13 protein-coding genes are annotated in these 21798 nt (G+C 67.9%); 6 read left to right on the forward strand and 7 right to left on the reverse strand.

Annotated elements, in window-relative coordinates:
* Positions 1-136 precede the first annotated feature (136 nt).
* On the reverse strand, positions 137-586 hold the full coding sequence (locus EJK91_RS12105) for a MarR family winged helix-turn-helix transcriptional regulator (protein WP_046300156.1): 450 nt from the start codon (positions 584-586) through the stop codon (positions 137-139).
* Between the two features lie 133 nt (positions 587-719).
* Between EJK91_RS12105 and EJK91_RS12110 the strand changes: the two genes are divergently transcribed.
* Complete coding sequence (locus EJK91_RS12110; protein WP_125079061.1) at positions 720-2723, forward strand: ATP-binding cassette domain-containing protein; 2004 nt, start codon at positions 720-722, stop codon at positions 2721-2723.
* Positions 2720-3526, forward strand: a complete 807-nt coding sequence (locus EJK91_RS12115; protein WP_024440650.1) for a CbiQ family ECF transporter T component — start codon at positions 2720-2722, stop codon at positions 3524-3526. Before EJK91_RS12110 ends, EJK91_RS12115 begins: the two co-directional genes overlap by 4 nt.
* A 65-nt stretch (positions 3527-3591) precedes the next feature.
* Here EJK91_RS12115 and EJK91_RS12120 read toward each other — a convergent pair whose 3' ends face one another.
* The 3 genes from EJK91_RS12120 to EJK91_RS12130 are packed head-to-tail and all read right to left on the reverse strand — an operon-like array spanning position 3592 to position 8370.
* Positions 3592-4923 carry an ABC transporter substrate-binding protein gene (locus EJK91_RS12120; RefSeq protein WP_125079043.1) on the reverse strand — a complete coding sequence of 444 codons (1332 nt, stop codon included), beginning with the start codon at positions 4921-4923 and terminating at the stop codon, positions 3592-3594.
* Positions 4920-5759 carry a carbohydrate ABC transporter permease gene (locus tag EJK91_RS12125; RefSeq protein WP_241178689.1) on the reverse strand — a complete coding sequence of 280 codons (840 nt, stop codon included), beginning with the start codon at positions 5757-5759 and terminating at the stop codon, positions 4920-4922. Before EJK91_RS12125 ends, EJK91_RS12120 begins: the two co-directional genes overlap by 4 nt.
* 16 nt (positions 5760-5775) lie before the next feature.
* Positions 5776-8370 (reverse strand): helix-turn-helix transcriptional regulator, encoded by a 2595-nt coding sequence (locus EJK91_RS12130; protein WP_125079045.1) that lies wholly within the window; start codon positions 8368-8370, stop codon positions 5776-5778.
* Between the two features lie 250 nt (positions 8371-8620).
* On the opposite strand from EJK91_RS12130, the gene EJK91_RS12135 reads away from it, so the two are divergent.
* Entirely contained in the window at positions 8621-9115 is a 495-nt protein-coding gene (locus EJK91_RS12135; protein WP_024440646.1) for a lipoprotein LpqH, read from the forward strand.
* Between the two features lie 81 nt (positions 9116-9196).
* Positions 9197-10618 carry an APC family permease gene (locus tag EJK91_RS12140; RefSeq protein ID WP_024440645.1) on the forward strand — a complete coding sequence of 474 codons (1422 nt, stop codon included), beginning with the start codon at positions 9197-9199 and terminating at the stop codon, positions 10616-10618.
* 27 nt (positions 10619-10645) lie between these two features.
* Here the strand turns inward: EJK91_RS12140 and EJK91_RS12145 are convergent, their stop codons facing one another.
* Positions 10646-11491: a carbohydrate ABC transporter permease gene (locus EJK91_RS12145; protein WP_024440644.1), complete on the reverse strand. Its 846-nt coding sequence runs from the start codon at positions 11489-11491 to the stop codon at positions 10646-10648.
* A 35-nt stretch (positions 11492-11526) separates the two neighbouring features.
* Positions 11527-12543: a DUF2804 family protein gene (locus EJK91_RS12150; RefSeq protein ID WP_164517948.1), complete on the reverse strand. Its 1017-nt coding sequence runs from the start codon at positions 12541-12543 to the stop codon at positions 11527-11529.
* A 62-nt stretch (positions 12544-12605) separates the two neighbouring features.
* Between EJK91_RS12150 and EJK91_RS12155 the strand changes: the two genes are divergently transcribed.
* Together EJK91_RS12155 and EJK91_RS12160 are read left to right on the forward strand one after the other, a co-directional pair.
* Entirely contained in the window at positions 12606-14120 is a 1515-nt protein-coding gene (locus EJK91_RS12155; protein ID WP_046300161.1) for a TldD/PmbA family protein, read from the forward strand.
* On the forward strand, positions 14117-15484 hold the full coding sequence (locus EJK91_RS12160) for a metallopeptidase TldD-related protein (RefSeq protein WP_024440641.1): 1368 nt from the start codon (positions 14117-14119) through the stop codon (positions 15482-15484). The genes EJK91_RS12155 and EJK91_RS12160 overlap by 4 nt, the downstream gene beginning before the upstream one ends.
* Before the next feature lie 12 nt (positions 15485-15496).
* Here the strand turns inward: EJK91_RS12160 and EJK91_RS12165 are convergent, their stop codons facing one another.
* Positions 15497-21763 (reverse strand): BTAD domain-containing putative transcriptional regulator, encoded by a 6267-nt coding sequence (locus EJK91_RS12165; RefSeq protein WP_125079064.1) that lies wholly within the window; start codon positions 21761-21763, stop codon positions 15497-15499.
* Between the last annotated feature and the right edge of the window lie 35 nt (positions 21764-21798).

Consider the following 21798-nt stretch of genomic DNA (forward strand, 5'->3'; position numbering starts at 1 on the left):
CGGCAGCCCAGTGGGCGAGCCGCGAGGGCCGCAGGAGGCCTAGCTTCGCTTCGGGCCGATGCCGCTGTTGAGCATATGCGAAAAGCCCCTCAGGCTGGAAACTTCTCAGTGGAACTACGGCCCGATTGCGAGGGTGTCAGCGGGCCGGTCGGGTCGGCCCGGCCTCGGCCAGGAATCGGTGAAGCACCTCGACGGCGTCGGCAAGTGTCTGGCGGTCTTCGGTAGAAAGCCGGTCCAATTCGGGGTCCAGCGCCGCCGCCCGGTCCTGGCGGACCCGCGCCATGGTGTCCACGCCCTTATCGGTGATCCGGATCAACACGGCTCGGGCATCGAGCGGGTCGGGGGTGCGGGTGGTCAGCCCGGCGTCCTCGAGTCGGCGCACCTGGGTGGTCATCGTCGGCTGGGAGCAGTGGTCCACCGCCGCCAGGTCGGAGATCCGGGCCACGTCGAGGTCCTCGATAGTGGACAGAAGTCGCGCCTGTGCGGCCGGGATGGGCAGTGCGACTCGTTGGGTAGCGAGCCGGTTGAGCCGGGAGACAACGCTGAGCAAATCGGCTCCAAGGCTGGATTGGGCGGGGGCTACCATCGGGCCAGTATTTCACAAGCGTGCACGAAAGTGGACCACGTCGGTCCGCTCAGCGTGGGACGCTCCGAGCGACTGGCAGAATCGACGGGTGACCAAGACCGGCCAGGGCGAGAACCGAGTCCGGGCGCGGTCGATGCAGCCCTTCGAGATTGCGCAGGCCGCTGTGATGGCGGCGCTGTGCGCGGCGACGGCGATCATCGCGGTCGTGGTCCCCTTCGCCGCTGGTCTGGCGATGCTCGGCACGGTGCCGATGGGGCTCCTGGCCTACCGCTACCGGATTCGCGTGTTGATCGCCGCCACCGTCGCCGCCGCGACCATCGCGTTTCTGATCGCAGGGATGGGCGGCTTCATGACAGTGGTGAACAGCGCCTACATCGGCGGCCTGACCGGCGTCATCAAGCGGCATCGTCGCGGCCTGCCCACCGTGATCGTGGCCTCCGCGGTGGCCGGCGGCATCTTCGGCACCGTTATGGTGCTGGCGCTGACCGTGTTGTCCCGGCTGCGCCACCTGATCTTCGACGCGATCACCGCCAATGTGCACGGGGTCGCGGCCGCTATGGCGCGGATCCCGCTGCCGGAATTCCAGCGGGCCGCTGAGGATTTGAACGGGCTTCTCGGGGTGCTGCTGCATTACTGGCAGTGGCTCATCCTGGCTCAGATGACTATCGGCGTCATGACCGTCTCGCTGCTGGGGTGGTGGGCGTTGTCGCGGGTGCTCCACCGGCTCCGTGGGGTGCCCGACGTGCACAAACTGGACCTTCTGGCCGAGAGCGGTCCAGTAGCGCCGGTCCCGGTCCGGCTGGATCAGGTGCGGTTCCGCTATCCGCAGTCCGACCATGACGCCCTCGGTCCGGTGAGCCTGGAAGTCGTCGCCGGCGAGCATGTCGCGATCACCGGCGCCAACGGGTCGGGCAAGACCACCTTGATGCTGTTGCTGGCCGGGCGGCCCCCCACGGCCGGCACCGTTGAGCGCCCCGGCGCGGTGGGGCTTGGTGCGCTCGGGGGCACCGCGGTCGTCATGCAGCATCCCGAGAGCCAGGTGTTGGGCACCCGGGTCGCCGACGACGTGGTGTGGGGCCTGCCGCCGGGAACCAGCACCGACGTCGAGCGGCTGCTCGGTGAGGTCGGCCTGGCGGGCTTCGCCGAGCGCGACACCGGCGGCCTGTCCGGCGGCGAGCTGCAGCGGCTGGCCGTGGCGGCGGCGCTGGCCCGCGAACCCGCACTGCTGATCGCCGACGAGGTCACCAGCATGGTCGACCCGCAAGGACGCGAGGTGCTGTTGGGCGTGTTGTCGGACCTGGCCGGCTGCTCCGGCCGGCGCTGCACCTCCTTGGTGCACATCACCCACTACAACGACGAGGCCGGCAGCGCCGACCGCACCATCGACCTGTCCGGATCCCGCGACAACACCGCCATGGTGGAGACCGCCGAGGTTCCCGCCGCATCCGGTGGCGGCGCCCCGGCGCACGTGGGCGAGCCGGTGCTCGAATTGTCAGGCGTGGGGCATGAATACGCCAGCGGCACACCGTGGGCCAAGACCGCTCTGCGGGAGATCAGCTTCAGCGTCGACGAAGGCGATGGCTTGTTGATCCATGGCGGCAACGGTTCGGGCAAGTCCACCCTGGCCTGGATCATGGCCGGTCTGACCACCCCGACCGCCGGCCGCTGCCTGCTCGGGGGTCGGCCCGCCGACCAGCAGGTGGGGGCCGTCGCGCTGTCATTCCAGGCGGCTCGCCTGCAGCTGATGCGCAGCCACGTTGGTCGGGAAGTGGCTTCTGCCGCGGGCTTTTCGCCGCGTGACCACGCCAAGGTCAGCGCCGCGCTGGCTGCCGTCGGCTTGGACCCGGCGCTGGCTGGACGGCGCATCGACCAGCTCAGCGGCGGCCAGATGCGCCGGCTGGTCCTGGCCGGCTTACTGGCCCGGTCGCCGCGGGCGCTGATCCTCGACGAGCCGCTGGCCGGCCTTGACGCCGCCAGCCGCGACGGCTTGCTGCGACTGCTGGAGGATCTGCGGCGGCAAAGTGGTCTGACGGTGGTGGTCATCTCGCACGATTTCGCCGGCCTGGGCGACCTGTGCCCACGGACCCTGCACCTGCACAACGGTGTCTTGGTGTCGGCGCCGGCAGGTGCGGCGTGACGCGGGAGGCGCGCAGCGCCCCTCGGCCGGTGGTGCTGCTGCGGCCGGTGCCCGGCGACTCGGCCGTGCACCGACTGTGGGCCGGGACGAAGCTGGTCGTGGTCTTCGGCATCTCGGTGCTGCTGACCTTCTATCCCGGCTGGGTGACGATCGGTGCGGTGGCGCTGCTGGTATTCGGCGCGGCCCGGATCGCTCGCATTCCCCGGGGCGCGCTGCCGTCAGTGCCGCGCTGGCTGTGGGTGTTGCTGGTGGTCGGCGGTGGGACCGCGGCGATGTCCGGCGGTGATCCGGCCGGCCTGGGCGGGCTGTTGTACTTCCTGCGGATCACCGCGCTGTCGATCGTATTGCTGGGGCTGGGCGCGATGGTGTCGTGGACCACCAATGTCGCGGAGATCGCTCCCGCGGTGGCCACGCTGGGGCGACCGTTGCGGCTGCTTCGCATTCCCGTCGATGAGTGGGCGGTGGCGTTGGCGCTGGCGCTGCGGGCTTTTCCGATGCTCGTCGATGAGTTCCGGGTGCTCTATGCCGCGCGGCGCCTGCGGCCCCGGCACCGGCCGCGGACCCGGCGGCAACGCCTGCGCCACTGGGCACGTGAGGCCATTGACCTGATGGCTGCGGCCATCACCGTGACTCTTCGCCGCGCCGACGAGATGGGCGACGCGATCACCGCTCGTGGTGGCATCGGCCAGATTTCGGCGTCGCCGGCGCGGCCCGGGTGGACCGACCTGGTGGCACTGGCGGTGGTGGTCGTGATGTGCGGTGCGGCAGTGGCTGTTGAACTGACCGTGTTGACGACGCCCTGAGAGCCGGAACGCGCTCACGCAGGTAGCCACCCGCAGTTTTGTGCGTCCACCCGATTCGCGGGCAACTACCGGCGTGCGGCCGCGTTCGCGGCATCCTGGGCTTGGCGGAGGGCCGTGTCGACAGCGGAGCGGCCGAGGAACATCTCATCGAAATATGGCTTGATGGCCTGGTTTCCGGCGGCGAAGCCCGCGCCGCCGCCCGGGGCGGGCATGCGGGGCCCGTTGAGCACCGCGAAGAAGGGCGTGACGTCGACCCCGCGCTGCGCCCAATAGTCGAAGTAGACCCGCTGTGCGCTGAGTACCGCCGGTATCGCCGCCCCGTGGCGTCCCAGGTAGGCGTTGCCGTCGCGGCTGCCGAGCCAGCTCAGCACCTCCCGCACCGCCGCGGGGTGCGGCGATGCGGCGTTGCCGACGGCGGCGATCCCGTTGGTGACGCTGACTCGTCCTACCGGCCCGGCGGGCAACATCGCTACCCCCCAGGAGAACCCCGCCTGCTCGGCGACGGCCGCCAGGTTGTAGGTGCCGGACTGAAACAGCGCCATCTTGCCGGCCAGGAACTGATTGCGGGAGAAGTCGCCGTTGATGTTGGTCTCCGAGGCCGGCGGAGCCACATGGTCGTCGTTGATCAGCTGCACCAGGTAACCGAAGGCGCCGATCGCCGCCGGGTTGTCGAAGGCGAAGTCCTCGCCGCGCTGGAACACCCCGCCGGCGGAGCCGATGTAGTTCAGGTAGATGCCCTGCGGGTCGTTGGCGGCGTTGTAGCCCCACTGCCGGATTCGGCGGTGGTCGAAACCGGGGGAGTCGGCGCTTCGTCCGGCGCTGTCGCGGGTGAGCCGGGCCAACAGTGACCGCAGGGTGTCGTGCGTGATCCGGGGATCCCAGCGAAGTTGCTCCAGTTGCGCGGGAGCGATCCCCGCGGCGGCCAGCAGATCGGCGTTGTAGTACACCGCGATCCCGGCATCGGTCAGTTGCGGGACGCCCCACAGCGTGCCGTCACGGGTGAACTGAGTTACCACTGACGGTTCCCAATCCGTGTCCGCCGCATCGATCTTCATCAGCCGTCCGCTGTCGGCGTAGCCGGCCAGGTAGGCGTTGGAGAGCCAGAAGATGTCGTCGGCGCCGCCACCTGCCACATCGGTGCGCAGCGTGTCGAAATAGGTTCCGTAGGCGACGACGTTGACGCGCACCTCGATCTCGGGGTGGGTGCGGTGGAACGCGGCCAGCGACTGCCGGTAGGCGTTGGCGACCTGTTCGTCCCACAGTCGTAGCGTCACCAGCGTCGCGCCGGCCGCCGATCGGTTCGAGACTCCGTTGAGCAGCACCGCCGCGGCGCCGAGCAGGGCGGCCAGGGCCACCACCGCCGCGGCGAACATGGTGGAGAACCGCGGCCGGCTCACTTGATCCCCGTGATCACGATCGACTGCACGATTCGGCGCTGGAACACCATGAACAGCACGATCAACGGGATCATCGCCACCGTTGTTGCCGCCATCACCAGCGTCCACTGCGCGTTGTAGCGCGACTGCAGGGCGGCGGTGGCCACCGTGAGTACCCGCCACTTGTCCCCGCTGGTGATCACCAGCGGCCACATGAAGTTGTTCCACTGTGAGACCACGGTGATCAGCCCGAGCGTGACCAGGATCGGCCTGCTGGCCGGCAGCATCACGTGCACGATCACGTCCAGGGTGTTGGCTCCGTCGAGTCGCGCGGCGTTGATCAGATCACTGGGGACGCTGCGGAAATGCTGGCGGAGTAGGAAGATCGCATACGGCGAACCGAATACGAACGGCAATACCAACGCCCAGAACGTGTTCCGCAGCCCCAGCTGCGCCATCATCAGATACAGCGGTACCACCGTCACGGTGGCCGGCACCATCAGGGTCGCCACATAGACCCAGAACAACGTGTCTCGGCCGGGAAACTCCAGCCGCGCGAACGCGTAGGCGGCCAGCACCGAGAAACTCAACTGTCCCACCATGATCACCGCCGTCATCAGCGCGGTGACCGCCGCCGCCCGGCCGAACCCGGCGCCGCCGAGATCGCCGTAGTTGTCCAGCGTCGGCGGGTGTGGCCACGACAGCGGGGTATTGGTGGCGAATTGGCGCGCCGGGGTGAACGACGTCAACAGCCCGAGTCCGAAGGGCGCCAGGGTGATCAGCGCGCCGAGCGTCAGCAACGCGTTGATCGCGGAGGCGCGAAGGTAGTTGTGCGGGAGGTGTGAAGTGCTGCTCAACATTGACGTGGATGGCTCACTGGGGTTGTTGGTGGGCGTAGGCGGCGGCTTGGGTGCGGTTGTGGACGCCGAGTTTGGCCATGATGGCGCAGACGTGGGTGTTGGCAGTTTTAGCGCTGATGTAGAGGGCGGTGGCGATTTCGGCGTCGCTTCGTCCGGCGGCAAGGAGTTCGAGGACGTCGCGCTGGCGCTTGGTGAGGCCGCGTGGGTCAGCGCTGGTGTCTTTGCGGCGGCGGTCGGGATCGCGGCCGCGCAGGTGGGCGAGACGCTGCTGGGCGCGCCGGGCAGCGGCCCGGGCGCCCAGCCGGCGGAAGGTGCCCAGCGCGGCCTCAACGGCGTCGATGTCACCGCCGAGTTGAGCGATGGCGGCATCGTAGGGACAGTCGCGAAGGATCCACTCCCGGGTGGCTGCGCTCCAATCCCCATGGATCTCAAGCTCATAGGGCGTGGCAGCGATGACGTCAATAGCGGATCGGTCGCCGGCCAGATGAGCCCAGCGCCGCAGCGAACCCCCCAGCCACGCGTACGCCGTGCCGGACACCGTAAGGACCTCGGACGCGCAGTGGCGGGCCGCCTCGTCGTCGTCGGCCAGCCAGGCGGCCTCGGCGCGCGCGGCGCAGACGGGCAGGCGCAGCAGGCTGCCCGTCGCAGCGTCAAGGGCCTCGTCGAGCAGCGGCCACACCGGTTCCTCGCCACGGCGTGCCCGGATCAAGGCCACCGTGATCAACGGCGCGATCCGGTGTTGGGGGGCCAATTCGGGCTGGGTCAGGATGTGCTCGGCCGCCAGCGCGGCGGACGTCCAGTCGCCGCCGGCCAGGCCGGTCAGTGCCTGCAGTCCCGCCGCCAAAGCCTGGAACATGCCAAGGTCGCGGTGGTCGAGGTAGGCCGCGACCTCGGCGAGGTAGCGCTCTGCGCGACGGACATCGCCGCGCACCACAGCGAACGTGCCGAGGAGAATGCCTAAAATTCCGCTGTGCTCCTCGATCCCAGGACACGCCGCCGCCTCTCGCCACACCTGCTCGAACTCGTCCCAGCCGGTGTTGCTGCAGAAGACCGTGGTGAGCGCCGCGTATCCGCGGGCGTGGATCACCACGGCAGGGTCCCCGAATCGGGCACCGAGAGCCTTCGCGCGGGTCGCATATCGGGCACAGGCGGGGTCGAGGGAAAGAGCGGCGATGTGCGCCATATTGATCAGCGACCAGGCCAACTGTGGGGACGGCCCCAGGTTTTCGAGCAGCCGAAGCGACGCGTGCGCGGCCGCCGAGGCTTCGGTAGGGCGTCCCCGCAGCTGCAGGACGTGTGACAGCCGGCGCAGGTCCTCAGCCTCCTGGCGGGGATCCCCCAACTGCTGGCGAAGCGCGATCGCCTGTTGCCATGACAGCACCGCAGATTCGACCTGCCCGCTCAGATAACCGTTGAAGGCGTGCTGTTCGAGCCACAACACTTTCTGCTCGTCGGGGATGGTGCCCGCGTGGCGCAGCACCAATGCATACAGGTCTGCGGCCTGCCGATGGGCGCCAGATCCTGCGGCGCGCTCGGCGGCTGCCGGGCCGTGGCTGATGACGGTGTCGGTGTCGCCGGCCTGTACGGCATGAAAAGTCAACGCCGCCAGTGTGTCCGGGTCGATCGGGGGTTCGGCCAATACGGTCAGCGCTCGCTTGTGCAGCACTCGGCGTTGATAGTCGGGGATCTGCTCGACGGTGGCACGACGGGTCAGCTCGTGGCGGAATCCCACCGCGTCGGCACTGGCGACCAGCACCCCGGCGGCGAGGCATTCGTCCAGGGTGCCGGTTGCACCCGGCGATACCGCATCGAGCAGGGCGGGGTGCACCCGCGGCCCGCAGATCGCTGCCGCGTGCGCGGTTTCGCGCCCAGCGTCCGACAGTCGCGCGAGTCGGCCCCGCACCGCTTCGGAGACACTGCACGGCAGGCCGCCCTCGCCCAGCGCATCGGGTCCCGCTGCCAACACCTCTGTGATGAGGAACGGGTTTCCGTCGGTAAGCCGGTACAACGCTTGGGCGTTGATGCCGCTACCGGCGGCCAGCGCAGCCACCGCGGTGGCGCTGAGCGGATCCGACACCATGCGCGTTACGGTCGCCCAGGTAGCCACATCGCCTAAAAACACGGCCAGCGGATGGCTGGGGCCGACCTGGTCGTCGCGGTAGGACGCAAGCATCAGCACCGGCAGTGTGTCGATGCGCCGGGCCAGGTAGCGCAGCAGATCCAGGGCGGCGCTGTCGGCCCAGTGCAGGTCCTCGATCACACCCACCGAAGGGGTGCCGTCACCGACGACGCCGGCCAGCCCGGAATAGACCGCCTCGGTGTCTCCCGCATCGATGGCCGCGCGTATCGAGGCAGCCCGGCTCGCGGGTAGGTAGGCGAGCATGTCGATGAAGGGACCCAGTGGCCGCGGGGTGGCCAGGCCGTCGCACCAGCCGCGCAGCACCCGGATGCCCGGATCGAGGGTGGCGAGAAACTGGGCGATCACCGTGGTCTTGCCCGCCCCGGCTTCGCCACGCAGTAAAACCAGCTGCCCCTGCCCGCGGGTGGCGGTCCGATAGCAGCGATGAAGGGCGGTCAGCGTCGTATCGCGTTCGAGCAGGCGGCTCACCACGGCCAACCCCCTCCCGCGTCGGGTCCGAGACCGCGCATCCCGGAGCAAATATCAGGTAATTACCTGATGCGCCGAGGTTGGGCCGCCCAGCACACTCCCAAATGAGCGTGGCGGGCGGTCTGCCACGGGCGTCAGCACACCGCCATCTGATCAGGATGCGGGGTAAAGCCTAGCCCGCCGGCCCCCGCCCGCGCCCACCAAACAGCACGAAACCAGGCACGTGACCACCCACAACAAAGGAGTACCGGTGAAGCGTTCAATAACGGTTGTCGCAGCAGCGGCAGCAATCGCGGTCGTAGGTCTGTCTGGGTGCTCGAACGACAAGAAGTCGGAAACCACCCCCGCGTCCTCCTCGAGCGCCTCAAGTGGAACCAGTGCGTCGGTGAACGTCAGCGGTACCGCGGCAAACACGAAAGTCACCATCGACGGTCAAGACCAGAACGTCACCGGCACGACCGTGTGCACCACGATGGGCGGCGACGTCAACATCGCGATCGGTGGAGCGGCCACCGGCATCGCCGCGGTGCTCACCGATGCCAACCCGCCGGAGGTGAAGTCGGTCGGGCTGGGCAACGTCAACGGGGTGACACTGGCCTACACCGCGGGTACCGGTCAGGGCGATGCCAAGGCGACCAAGGACGGCAACGAATACAAGATCAGCGGCACCGCGACGGGGATCGATACCGCCAACCCGATGCAGCCGGTGAACAAGCCGTTCGAAATCGACGTAACCTGTTCCTAACCCGGTTCGTCGTGTTGTAAGCCCCTTGCGTCCATCGGGCCGTGTTCAATGATGGACACGTACCGTCCAGCTAGGGGCACCATGTCAACGCCGGCGCTCAGCCTGTCACGGCAGATGCTGCGGCGTCGGCCGGTGAACGGTGGACCGACCCCCGCCGGGGGCACTAACCACCTGCGACGCAGGCTCGGCGGCTTTCGGCTCACCATGTTCGGCGTCGGCTCGACCGTCGGAACAGGGATCTTCTTTGTCTTCCCGGTGGCGGTACCCCAAGCCGGCCCGGCAGTGGTCGTTTCGTTCCTCATCGCCGGGGCCGCAGCGGGTCTGGCCGCGATGTGCTACGCGGAGTTGGCTTCAGCGGTGCCGATTTCGGGTTCGGCATACTCATACTCCTATGCCACCCTCGGTGAATTCATGGCCGTGGTCGTCGGGGCATGCCTGCTGCTCGAATACGGGGTGTCCACCGCCGCGGTGTCAGTGGGGTGGAGTCAGTACCTGAGCAAACTGTCGCTCAATACCTTCGGATTCTCGGTACCGCAAGCTATTTCATCGGGGCCATGGGATTCCGACGGTGGTTTCGTCAATCTGCCTGCCATCGTCTTGGTGACGATGTGTGCGGCGCTGCTGATCGGCGGCACCAGCGAATCGGCCAAGGTCAATGCCGTGATGGTGGTGATCAAGCTCGGCGTGCTGCTGATGTTCGCGGTGATCGCGTCAACGGCGTTTCGAGCGGACCACTTCACCGACTTCGCCCCGTTCGGATTCTCCGGAATCAGCTGGGCAGCGGGCACCATCTTCTTCTCCTACGTCGGCCTTGACGCGGTATCGACCGCCGGGGAGGAGGCCAAAGACCCGCAGCACACGATCCCGCGGGCGATCATCGCGGCACTGCTGATCGTGACCGGTGTCTACGTGATTGTCGCGGTGGCCGCGATGGGCAGCCAGCCTTGGCAGGACTTCGAGGGGCAAAGCGCGGGCCTGGCCGTGATCGTGGACCACATCACCGGAAACCGCTTCGGCAGCACCGTCTTGGCCGCGGGCGCGGTGATCTCGATCTTCTCTGTCACGTTGGTCACGATGTACTGCCAGACCCGCATCCTTCTCGCGATGGGTCGCGATGGCCTGCTGCCGGCGACGTTCGCCAAGGTCAACCCGCGCACCCGGACACCGGCAACCAACACCATGATCGTCGCGGTCGTGGCGGCCGCCCTCGCCGGTCTGGTACCGCTTCAGCGTCTGGCCGAAACGGTCTCCATCGGCGCCTTGAGCGCGTTCGTCGTCGTGTCCGTGGCGGTGGTTGTGCTCCGGGTCCGGGAACCGGATCTGCCCCGCGGATTCAAGGTGCCCGGCTATCCGATTACGCCGGTCTTGTCGGTGGTGGTTTGCGGATGGATCATGTGCAGCCTGCACCGGTACACCTGGATCGTGTTCACCGGCTGGCTGGCAATCGCGTTGGTCTTCTACCTGGTGTGGGGTCGGCGTCACAGCGCACTCAACGGTGGTTAGAACGCACGCACCCCCGACGCCGTGGGCTTACGTGAGGTCATAGCTGACCCGCCGGCCCAACGAAAGCTGCTGGACGACCGTCACTGAAACCAGTACGGCGAACAGCACCAGTGCCATCACCGCGGCCCGGCCGATCGCAGCCGCCCCGAACGCCTCGTCATAGATGCGGTGGGCGATCAGGTCGGTGCGGCCACCGGGCCCGCCGCCGGTCAGCGCGTACACGGTGTCGAACACCTGGGCCGCGCTGACCACGCCGGTGACCAGTACGAAGAACATGGTGGGCCGCAGCATCGGCAGCGTTACCCGCCAGAACCGCTGCCACCCGTTCGCCCCGTCGATGCGCGCCGCCGACAGCACCTGAGTGGGGATGGCCAGGATTCCGGCCAGGAAGAACAGCGCCACGTAGCCGACGTTGGTCCACACCACCACCGCCGAGGTCACCGGCAGTGCCAGCCCAGGGTCGGTCAGCCATTCGATGCGATGCCCCAGCACCGTGCTCACCGCGCCGTCGGTGGGGCTCAGAATCCAGCGCCACAGCACCGCGATGGCCAGGGGTGCGCAGATCCACGGCAGCACATACACGGTGCGAAACACGGCGCTGCCGGGCAACCCGCGGGCCAGCAGGACCGCCACGCCCAGCCCCAGTGCGGTTTGCAGCGGGACGACGAGGGCGACGAAAAGCACGGTCACCACAAGGGAATTGCCGAACACCGGATCGGTGAGCACCGATCGCCAGTTCTCCGCGCCGACATAACTGATCGGCCCCAGCAGGTCCCAGCGGTGCAGACTCAGCCACACCACAACCAGCATCGGCAGCAGCAGGAATGCCACCACGCCGAACAGGCTGGGAGCGAGCAGCGCGTAACCCAGCATTGGGCTCGTCGGGACGCCCCGGCGATCGCGTGGACTCAAAAGCGGGCCTTCATCCGCTCAAGCACCCCCGGCACGTGATCGAAGGTGAAACATTCTCCTGCCAAGGATCGCACGGTTCCCCGGTAGGTTCCGGCGAGTTGCCAATAGTCGATTCCGGCGGCAACCAGATTGGCCTTGACCGCTTTGCGGCCGGTCGGAGTGAACGTCACATCGAGGCGACGGTCACGGTCGCGGACCTGTGCGCTCGACAGCGGGTGCTCGGATTCGACCGCGAACTCGACGCCCGCGAGCGGCTCGACCCCGCCGGGAACCCAGTTGCAGGACTCGTCATCGTCGTCGCTGAACTCCTGCCGCTCGACGAAATTGGACCCGACCACACCACCGGCCATGCGGACGGCAAACGTGCCCCACGTCCACGTCGTCGAATACGGGAACTGCGAACGATGTTCGTCGAGGATGGCGAAGTCGCGTGCCGGATCGAAGACGTAGGTGCGGTCGCCGACCGTCAGCGCCCCGTCAGCCGGGAAGGGCTGCTTGAACGTGTAGTAGTCCATCGTCGGGGTGAGCCTGGCGCTGAGGCTGAGCGGCGGTGCGGCCCCATCGGTGTAAAGCGTCAGCGCACCGGTGATCGCCGGCCCGTGCCGGTCTGCGGCACAGTCGAACCGCACCGCGATGGTGCCGGTGTCGGCGTCGAAGTCGTAGGCGAGCAGGTAGCGGCGTGTCTTGACTCGGCAGCGGCCGCCGTGCAGCAGGTCGTCTGGCAGGTCCAGGGTGGCACCCCGTAACCGAGCGCTCTTTTCCACCAGGACACCGCTGGCCTGATCGTGGACGAACAGCTCCGACGAGGCCAGGTATTTGACGTCCTGCATGATCATCGCGCCCGACATCTCGGGATGAATCAAGCCGAAACCGATCCATTCCTTGAGCCGAAACTCACGCCACAGTCGCGCGACACCCCGGTGCCCGTCGACGGGATTGACGTTGCGGACTCGCCCGTCGAACCTGCCGTAGTGGCGGACACCGTCCTGAACCAGTCGCTGCGGCGCAGTCACGCCGTGATCATTATGGACACCTATTCCGAGGTCAACCTCCGGCACGTCGTTACGGTGGATGGGTGACAGCGAACCGGGGGATCGACGCCGAGTTTCTGGCCCTGCCCCGCCATGAGCTGGCCGACGCCGCGTTGTCGGCGGCCAGAGCGGCCGGCGCCGAGCATGCTGACCTGCGTATCCATCGGATCGCCACCGAGGTCATCCGGCTACGCGACGGTGAGTTGGAGACCGCCGTGCTCAACCGTGAGCTCGGCTTCGCGGTGCGGGTGGTGGTCGACGGCACCTGGGGTTTCGCCTCACATGCCGAGCTGGCGCCGGGCGTCGCGGCGGACACCGCCCGGCGAGCGGTGCAGGTCGCCAAGACGCTGGCGGTGCTCAACACCGAACGTGTCGAGCTGGCGGCTGAGCCGGTGTACCGCGACGCGACATGGGTGTCGGACTATCTGATCGATCCGTTCGACGTGCCTGCCGCGGACAAGATCGACGTGCTGGAGGACTATTCGGGCCGCCTCCTATCATCCGACGGGGTAGACCATGTGTCGGCCTCACTCACCGCGGTCAAGGAGCAGACCTTCTACGCCGACACGTTCGGCTCGGCGATCACCCAGCAGCGGGTGCGGCTCATGCCGGTCTGCGAGGCGGTCACCGTCGGCCCGCACGGCTTTGACTCGATGCGAACGCTGGCGCCGCCGACCGCGCGCGGTTGGGAAGCGGTCGCCGGCGACCAGATCTGGGACTGGTCGAGCGAGCTGAGCGAGCTTCCGGTGCTGCTCGCGGAGAAGGTCAAGTCGCCCAGCGTTGCCGCCGGACCAACCGACTTGGTGATCGACCCGACCAACCTGTGGCTGACCATCCACGAATCCATCGGGCACGCGACCGAATACGACCGAGCCATCGGTTATGAGGCGGCGTACGCCGGTACGTCGTTCGCCACCCCGGACAAGCTCGGCACGTTGCAATACGGCTCACCGGTGATGAACGTGACCGCTGACCGCACGGTGCCTTATGGGTTGGCCAGCATCGGTTATGACGACGAAGGCGTGGCGGCCCAGAGCTGGGATCTGGTGCGCGACGGGCGTTTCGTGGGGTATCAGCTGGACCGGGTGTTCGCGCCCAGGTTGGGGCAGTCACGTTCCAACGGGTGCTCGTACGCCGACTCGCCGCACCATGTCCCGATCCAGCGGATGGCCAACGTGTCCCTGCAGCCCGGTACCGAGGACCTGTCTACCGCAGATCTGATCGGTCGGGTGGCTAACGGCATCTACATCGTCGGGGACCGCTCATGGTCGATTGACATGCAGCGCTACAACTTCCAGTTCACCGGGCAACGGTTCTTCCGTATTCGCGACGGCCGCCTCGACGGGCAACTGCGCGACGTGGCCTATCAGGCGACCACCACCGATTTCTGGAATGCGATGGAAGCTGTCGGCGGCGCCTCGACGTGGCGGCTGGGCGGGGCGTTCAACTGCGGCAAGGCGCAGCCCGGTCAGGTCGCCGCGGTCAGCCACGGCTGCCCGTCAGCACTGTTCCGGGGGATCAACGTGCTCAACACACGCAGCGAGGGGGGCCGGGAATGATCGGGCCGCAAGACGTCATCGACACCGCGCTGGCGGCGGCCAAGAGTGGTAACACTGAGACCATCGTGCTGGTCACCGACCGGACTGAGGCGTCGCTGCGCTGGGCCGGTAACTCGATGACCACCAATGGGGTGTCGAGCAGCCGGACCACCACGGTCATCTCGATCGTTTCCGACGACGAGGGAGCGCGGGTCGGCTCGCTGAGCTCGGCGGAGGTGGATCCGGCGCTGATTCCCGAGCTGGTGACGGCCTCGGCGGAGGCCGCTGCGGGCGCACCGGAGGCTCGCGACGCCGCGGACCTGCTGGGCGGCACGGCCGCGCCGGACGACTGGGACGCCGCGGTCCCGCAGACCGGCGCGGAGGCCTTCGCCGAGCTGGCCGGCTCGCTGAGTCGAGGTTTTCGGGGCGCCGACCAGCTTTATGGTTTCGCCCGCCACGAGGTGGCGACAACGTTTCTGGCGTCCTCGACCGGGTTGCGGCGACGTTTCACCCAACCCACCGGAACGGTGGAGATCAACGCCAAACGCGCCGGCGCCAGCGCCTGGGCTGGCGTCAGCACCCCGGATTTCGTCGACGTGCCAACGGATTCCCTGCTGGAACAGCTCTCGACGCGATTGGGCTGGGCTGCGCGCAGCGTCGAATTGCCGGCCGGACGCTACGAGACACTGATGCCGCCTTCCACTGTCGCCGACATGATGATCTACCTCGGTTGGACGATGGGTGGCCGCGGCGCCCAGGAAGGCCGAACCGCGCTGTCGGCACCCGGCGGTGGCACCCGGGTGGGGGAGCGGCTGTCCGAACTACCCCTGACCTTGTATTCCGATCCACACGCCTTCGGGCTCGAGTGCGCGCCGTTCGTGGCGACCGGCACTTCATCGGAGACCGTGTCGGTGTTCGACAACGGTTTGGACATCGGCTGCGTGGACTGGATCCGCGGTGGGGTGATCAACGCGCTGGCCTACCCGCGCGCCGCGGCCGCCGAGTTCGGCGTCCCGGTCGCCCTGGCCGCCGACAACCTGTTGATGACGGGCGGTTCGGCCAGCATGGACGAGATGATCGCCTCGACCGAGCGCGGGCTGCTGCTGACCACGCTGTGGTATATCCGCGAGGTGGATCCGACCACGCTGCTGCTGACCGGACTGACCCGCGACGGCGTCTATCTGGTCGAGGACGGCGCGGTGACCGCGGCGGTGAACAACTTTCGGTTCAACGAGAGCCCATTGGACCTGCTGCGCCGCGCCACCCAGGCCGGCATCGCCGAGCCGACGCTGCCCCGGGAATGGGGCGACTGGGCGACCCGGGCGTCGATGCCGTCATTGCGGATCCCCGACTTCCACATGTCGTCGGTGAGTCAGGCGCAGTGACGGCGGCCGCGATCAACTGAGTTCGTCGAACCGGCTCAGCGCGGCGTCGAGATCGTCCCCGTCGAACAGTTCAGAACGGTTGACCCGGCGGCCGTCGACAGTCATGACGACGATATCGCGCCACTCGGCGGCGAAACCGTCTTGTGAGATCCCTTGCGCCACATGGGTGACGACGGCGCCGATCTGGCTGAGTCGATGCACAGCCGCGATGTGGATGGTGGTGTCCGGCGAATCGGCCCAGGCGGCCTCCAGGTAGGCGATCATGTCGCCGGACTCGAAGCCCGCTCCCCGTCGGTGGTCGATGCTGATCCAGTCCGGCGTGGTTGGAAAGACCTCGCGCCGGTTGAAACCGGCATACGCGTCGGTGACGAGCGACCACGTCTGCGCGTAACCGGCCGCTTCGCCGGCGAGGTAACGGGCGTCGAGCTCGGCGAGGGCAGCGTCGATGTCGTCGAGATCGAATGTGACCGTGTGCTGCATAAGACCGGTGGTGTCGACTTCCACGAGATGCAATATCTCGACGAGGACGGTTCGATCGGGATCACCGGCGTCGCGATAACAGTCGCGGGTCAGCGAGAGCCGAGATCCCCGGACTGCGATCGGTTCGACCTCCAACCGCCAGGTGCTCGGGACCGTCTGCAGCGTGGCGTCGATGACTTTCCGCCGCTCGGGGCCGTCGAGGATCGAGCGCAGGCCTTTCCGCCGATCCTCGTAGCGGCCGTCGTCGTCGGCAAGCGCGAAGATCGCTTCCGCGTCACGGCGGTCGAATGCCTCGGCAATGCGTACGCAGGTTCGGGTCGCTGCGTTCTCCAGCGTCGGACTCGACCGGCTCAGCTCGTCGAATTTGGCGAGCGCGGCGTCCAGGTCGGCCTCGTCGAATACTTCGCAGCGGCTGATCATTTCGCCCTCAACCGTGAGCAGAACGACTTCGCGCCATTCGGCCTCGAACCCCTCGTGTGAGGTACCGCGCACCACGTGGGTGACGACCGCGCCCAGGGGGCTCAGCCGATGCACGGCCTGGCTGTACCCCCCGACGTCAGGCGCTAGATCCCACGTCGCGCGCATATACGCCGTCAATTCACCGGGTGCGAACGCCCGCGCGCGACGGTGATCGATGTTCACCCAGTCGAGATCGGGAAAGTCGTGTCGGTTGAATGCTGCATAGCCGGCCGTTATGACCGACCACGCGCGTGCGCAGGCGCTCGCCTCGCCGGCCAGGTAACGGGCGTCCAGTTCGGCGATGGCGGCGTCGAAGTCATCGCAGTCGAACGTAACGCTCGCCACCAGCCGCCCCGCCTCATCGATCTCACCGACATCGAGTTGTTCACCGCCGAAAGCCCCGGGTCCTTGATCTCGGAACGAATAGCCGCTGCGGGTCAGCACGAGTCGCTCGCCCCGGGTCGCGATGACGGTGGTGTTGAGGTCTGAGATGCCGAGATTCGCGACAACGCGCAGATTCTCGACTGCTGCATCTCGACCGTGTCGAATCCCTGCATTCACCACGCTTCGGTGATCGACGTAGTGGTAATCCTCGGCCAATACGGTCGCCAGGGCGTCCCATTGGTGGGCCGCGAAGTGCGTCAGGACGCGTTCCGAGACCTGGCTTGCCGCGTTCTGCAGCCGCTGCGGCTGCGGGTGCAGTTCGTCCAAGCGCGCAAGAGCCGCGTCGAGATCTGCCTCGTCGAACATCTCGCAGTGGCTGATGAGATCGCCGTCGATCGTGAGGGTATCGACAACGCGCCACTCGGCGTCCAGCCCGTCCTGCGAACTCCCTTTGGCTACGTGGGTGATCACCGCGCCGCGGTCGGTCAGCCGATGCACGGCTTCGACGTAAATGGTGTTGTGTGCCGTGTCTTTCAGCGCGACGCTGAGGTATGCCATCAGGTCTGCGGACCCGACCGCCGCCAGCGTACGGCGGTCTACGTCGGTGAAGCCGGGCGCGGTCGGAGGCATTTCGCGTCTACTCATCGCACCGAAAGCCGCCGTTATCACCGACCACGCGTGTGCGCAGGCGGCGGCTTCGCCGGCGAGATAGCGCGCGTCGAGTTCGGCCAGGGCGTCAGCGAAGTCGTCAACCTCGAAGATGACACCGGCCGCGAGCCGTCCGTCGGTGTCGATCTCGACGAGGCTGAGTATCTCGCCGTGAAACGCGTCGGGCCGGGGATCGTGCTCCGACAGTCGGTCAAGGCAGAGGGCGAGACGCTCGCCGCGGGTGGCCACGACTGTGGACATCATGTTCGTATCAAGCTCGGCGAGCACCCGCATGTCGGCGATTGCGACATCTCGCCCGCGTCGGACCCCGGCGCCCACCACGCCCCGCCGGTCATCGGTGCAGATATCGTCGGCCGCGATAGCTGTCATGGCGGCCCAATCCCGCGCCGCGAACCTTTCCCGCCAGTGTTTGGCCACCGCGCCTGCCAAGTTTCCCAGCGGCAGTCGAGGACGTGCCTTCTCGGGCTCCGCCTGCCGCGCCTCGAGTTCGGCGATCGCCACGTGGCTGTCGTCGCGGTCGCACCCCCGTTCGTCCAACATCTCGCGCGCCTTGGCGGCAAGCGCCTCGGCGCCTTTCCGATCGTAGAGTCCCGTCGCTCGCTCCGCGGCGGCCCGCGCTCCCGCACCGTCGCCGGCGGCATTCAACACCGTCGCCAGGGCCAGACAGGCATCGCCGTGGTCGACCAAGGCGTCGGTGCGCTGCGCCAGCTCGACCGCGGACTCGGCCATCCGCCGGGCGGCGGCATGATCCCCGCGTCGCGTCAACAGCAGCGCCCGAAGCGTGCGCCAGGCGATCGACGCCTTCAATGCGTGTCCGGCGAGACGCTCACTCTCGGTGCACAACTCCTGCGCCTCGGCATCTCGGCCGAGAGCCAGATAAGCACGCCCCAGCAGCGCAGCGGTCTCGGCGGTGTCGGCGTCCAGTCCCATGCGGCGAAAGCCCTGATAGGCCTGACGAAGATGTGGCTCGGCGTCACCGGGCTCGTCGACGACCAGCTCAATGATTCCGGCGAACTGCTCAACCTCGAGCAGGGCATGGCGCAGGCCGATTTCGGTCACCATGCGCCGCGCCGAGTCGATCATTCGTCGGGCGGTGGCGGCCCGGCCGCGAAAGGCCTCCAACACGGCTTGGCATCGCGTCGACGTCACCTCGACCGCAGGGGAGTCCGTCGTGATGCGCAACAGTCGCACCACGTCAAGACAACGCCCGCCGGCGCGCGGAACCGGGTTCGGGCCCCACAGGGCCGCCAGGGGCGCTCCCGCCAGCACCGCGTTCACGCGACGGTGTTCACGGGCGTGCCGAGCTGCGGTCAGCGCGCTGTCGAGGGCGATCTCGCAGTCGCCGATTCGTCCAAGGCGCGCAAGGCATCCGGCCCGTACAGTGTGGGCCTTTGCTTGGCCTTCGGCATCGCCCAACCTGGCCAGCGCGTCGGCGGCCACGCTCAGCGCAGCCTCGATCTCGTCCAATCGTTCCGGATGCACCAGCATCGACAGCTGGCCGTCGAAGCATGTCGCCCACGCTGCCAGCCGAGCCGAATCGACTGTTGCTGCCTGTAATTGCGAGACAGCGCGGGTCGCCGAAGCCACTTCACCGGCGGCAAGCAGCGCCTCACAGCGGGCGACTAGCAGCTCGGCGTTCTGGTCGGCGCGATCGGGCAGCTCGTCGTCGATCTCCTCCAGTGCGTGCAGCGCCTGGTCGTACAGGTCGGCGGCGCCTTCGTAGGCCAGGCGTGACATCGCCTGATCCGCGGCTCGTCGGCAATACTCGACGGCCTTGGCCGCGTTTCCCGCCCACGCACATTCGAAGTAGTGATACGCCAGTTCCGCCAGCAGCTCCTCGTCTGCACCGGCGCTGGCTTCCAGCGTGATGGCGATGCGGTGGTGCAGTCGCATGCGCCGCACCGAGGCCAGCTCGGCGATCAGCGCCTGCCGGACGAGGGCGTGGTTGAACCGGTACCGCCCGCCGGGCTCTTCGATGACGATGCCGGCCTTGCAGGCCTCGTCGAAAGCGTCGACGAGGTCTTCTTCGACCACCCGCTCCACGAGATCTACCGCGAAGCGGCTGCCGACTACGGCGGCTGCGGCAAGGGCTTTGTTGGTCGCTGCTGGAAGCCGGGAAAGCCTGCGGCTCACGGCTTCACGAACCCCCTGCGGCAAGGTGTTGGGATCCCAGACCCCGCCACTTTCGTCCACATGCCGCAGTGCCTGGATCAAAAAGAACGGGTTCCCGCCGGTGACCGAGGCCAGCGCCCGGGCCAGCTGTTCGTCGTCGTACCCGGCATCGACGACATAGGCGCTCACATCGTCGGCACCAAGGCCGCTCAGCGCAAGGCGGTCTGCGGTGCCGTCCCGGTGAAGATCGGCGAGCATCGCCGCCAGAGGATGGGATCGATCGAGGTCGGTGCTGCGGTAGGTCGCGACGATCTGCACTCGGGTGTGATCACCGAAGCGCAGCAGATGGCGCAACAGCAACAGCGTCGGCTTGGCCGCCCAGTGCAGATCGTCGAGTATCAGCACGATGGGCGCACTGGCAGAGGCGAGTTCCAAAAGCGCGACCACGGAGTCGAAAAGCGCATAACGCTCGGTGTCGGGGTCGGCGCGGGGCGGCGCGGACAGATCGGGGAGTACCTCGGTCAGACCAGGAATCAACGGAAGTAGTGCTTCAACGCCCCGCAATCCCCGCAGTCTGTGTCCGCCGATGCAGGGGACGAGCGAACGCAGTGCTTCGGCGAACGGCTGATAGGGCGCACCGAGGTCCTCGTCGGATCGGCCGTACAGCACGACGGCGCCTTCCTTGAAGGCCTGTTGCGCCCACTCGCCGGACAGGCGTGTCTTGCCCACGCCGGGTTCACCGGCAATCAGCATGGCGTGAATGCCACCCGCGAGCGCGGCCTGCCATGCGGAGGCGAGTCGCTCCAGTTCCAGGCCGCGCCCCACGAACCGACCGGGACCGGTCAGTACCGCGGGAAGCTCGGGACGCTCCAGAGGCGCGTCGACGGTCTCCTCGACTCGCTCGGCGGTCTGGAGTCGAAGCTCGAATACGTGCTCCGGGCGCGGCAGGTTACGCAGCGCACGCATCCCGAGGTCGGCGAGGCCGACGTCGTCGGGCAGGGTGTCGATGACGAGCTCGGCCGTCGCGCCGGAGCACAGAATCTGGCCCCCGGCGGCCAGCGACCGCAGACGGGCGGCACGGTTGACCGCGCGACCGAAATAGTCACCGTCGCGCAGCTCTACCTCGCCGGTGTGCAGGGCGATCCTGATCCGCATGGGTTCACGCAAAGCCCACGGCTCGTGCAGGATTGCGTCTTGGAGTTCGATAGCCGCGGCGGCCGCCGCTGAGGGCCGGTCGAAGACCGAGAAGGTGGCATCGCCTTCGCCACGGGTTTTGATGAGCCGGCCGCCGCGGGAGGTGACCACCTGCTCGACGAGTTCGTCGTGGCGCGCGAGCGCTGTCGCCATGGCGTCGGCATCGGCTTCCCACGCGGCGGTCGAGCCCTCGATATCGGTGAGCAGAAATGTCACCGCGCGGGTCACCGATCTAAGCTGCTGGGCTGCGGGGTGGTCGAGTGCGGCGTCTTGGGCAACGATCGCGGCGGCCAGCCGTCGAAGCTCCGGCCCGGGATCGACCCCCAAATCGTCGGCGAGCAGCGACCGGGCTCGCTGATACGCGCCCAGCGCGTCACCCTGCCGGCCGGCGCGGTAGAGCGCCAGGATCAGCTGGGCCCATCGCCGCTCGCGCAACGGTGCGTCTGCCACCGCGGCTTCCAGCTCGCCGACGATCTCGGCGGCCCGGCCCGTCGCCAGCAACGCGTCGGCACGGTCCTCGACCAGGGCAGCGTGGCCCTCGAGCCAGCGCGTCCTTTCCGAGATGCCTCGGCGGGAATCGGGCAGTTCCGGAGTTCCGCGCCACAGGCCCAGCGCCTCTTCGAAGCGGACCACCGCTTGACCGGTATCGCCGGCTACCGCGGCGTCTCGTCCGGCCTTGATGGCCCGCTTGTAGCGCGGGGCATCCACCTCGGTGGTGTTGAGGATCCAGCCCGTGCCCTCGGTGAGGACGAAGCCATCGCCCAACGCCCGGCGCAACGAGGAGATGTGCGTCTGCAGCGCCTTGGCCGCGGTACGCGGCGGCGCATCACCCCAGAGCAGATCGATCAGCGTTTCGGCTGACACGACCGCACCACCGTGCAGACCGAGCAGCGTGAGGATCGCACGCGGTTTGGCGCCCGGGATTGCGACCGGGGCGCCGTCCCGCCGGGCTTGAAGAGGTCCCAAAACCCCCAGCTCCACGGCTTGAATGGTAGTCACGTGGCAATCGTCGGGGG

The sequence above is a fragment of the Mycobacterium sp. P7213 genome (assembly GCF_900604305.1).
Taxonomy (GTDB): Bacteria; Actinomycetota; Actinomycetes; order Mycobacteriales; family Mycobacteriaceae; genus Mycobacterium.

Excerpts from the sequence above, each read along its gene's own strand:
- EJK91_RS12105 (WP_046300156.1), bottom strand. The coding sequence starts at position 586 with ATGGTAGCCCCCGCCCAATCCAGCCTTGGAGCCGATTTGCTCAGCGTT.
- EJK91_RS12110 (WP_125079061.1), top strand. The coding sequence starts at position 720 with ATGCAGCCCTTCGAGATTGCGCAGGCCGCTGTGATGGCGGCGCTGTGC.
- EJK91_RS12140 (WP_024440645.1), top strand. The coding sequence starts at position 9,197 with ATGTCAACGCCGGCGCTCAGCCTGTCACGGCAGATGCTGCGGCGTCGG.
- EJK91_RS12145 (WP_024440644.1), bottom strand. The coding sequence starts at position 11,491 with ATGCTGGGTTACGCGCTGCTCGCTCCCAGCCTGTTCGGCGTGGTGGCA.
- EJK91_RS12160 (WP_024440641.1), top strand. The coding sequence starts at position 14,117 with ATGATCGGGCCGCAAGACGTCATCGACACCGCGCTGGCGGCGGCCAAG.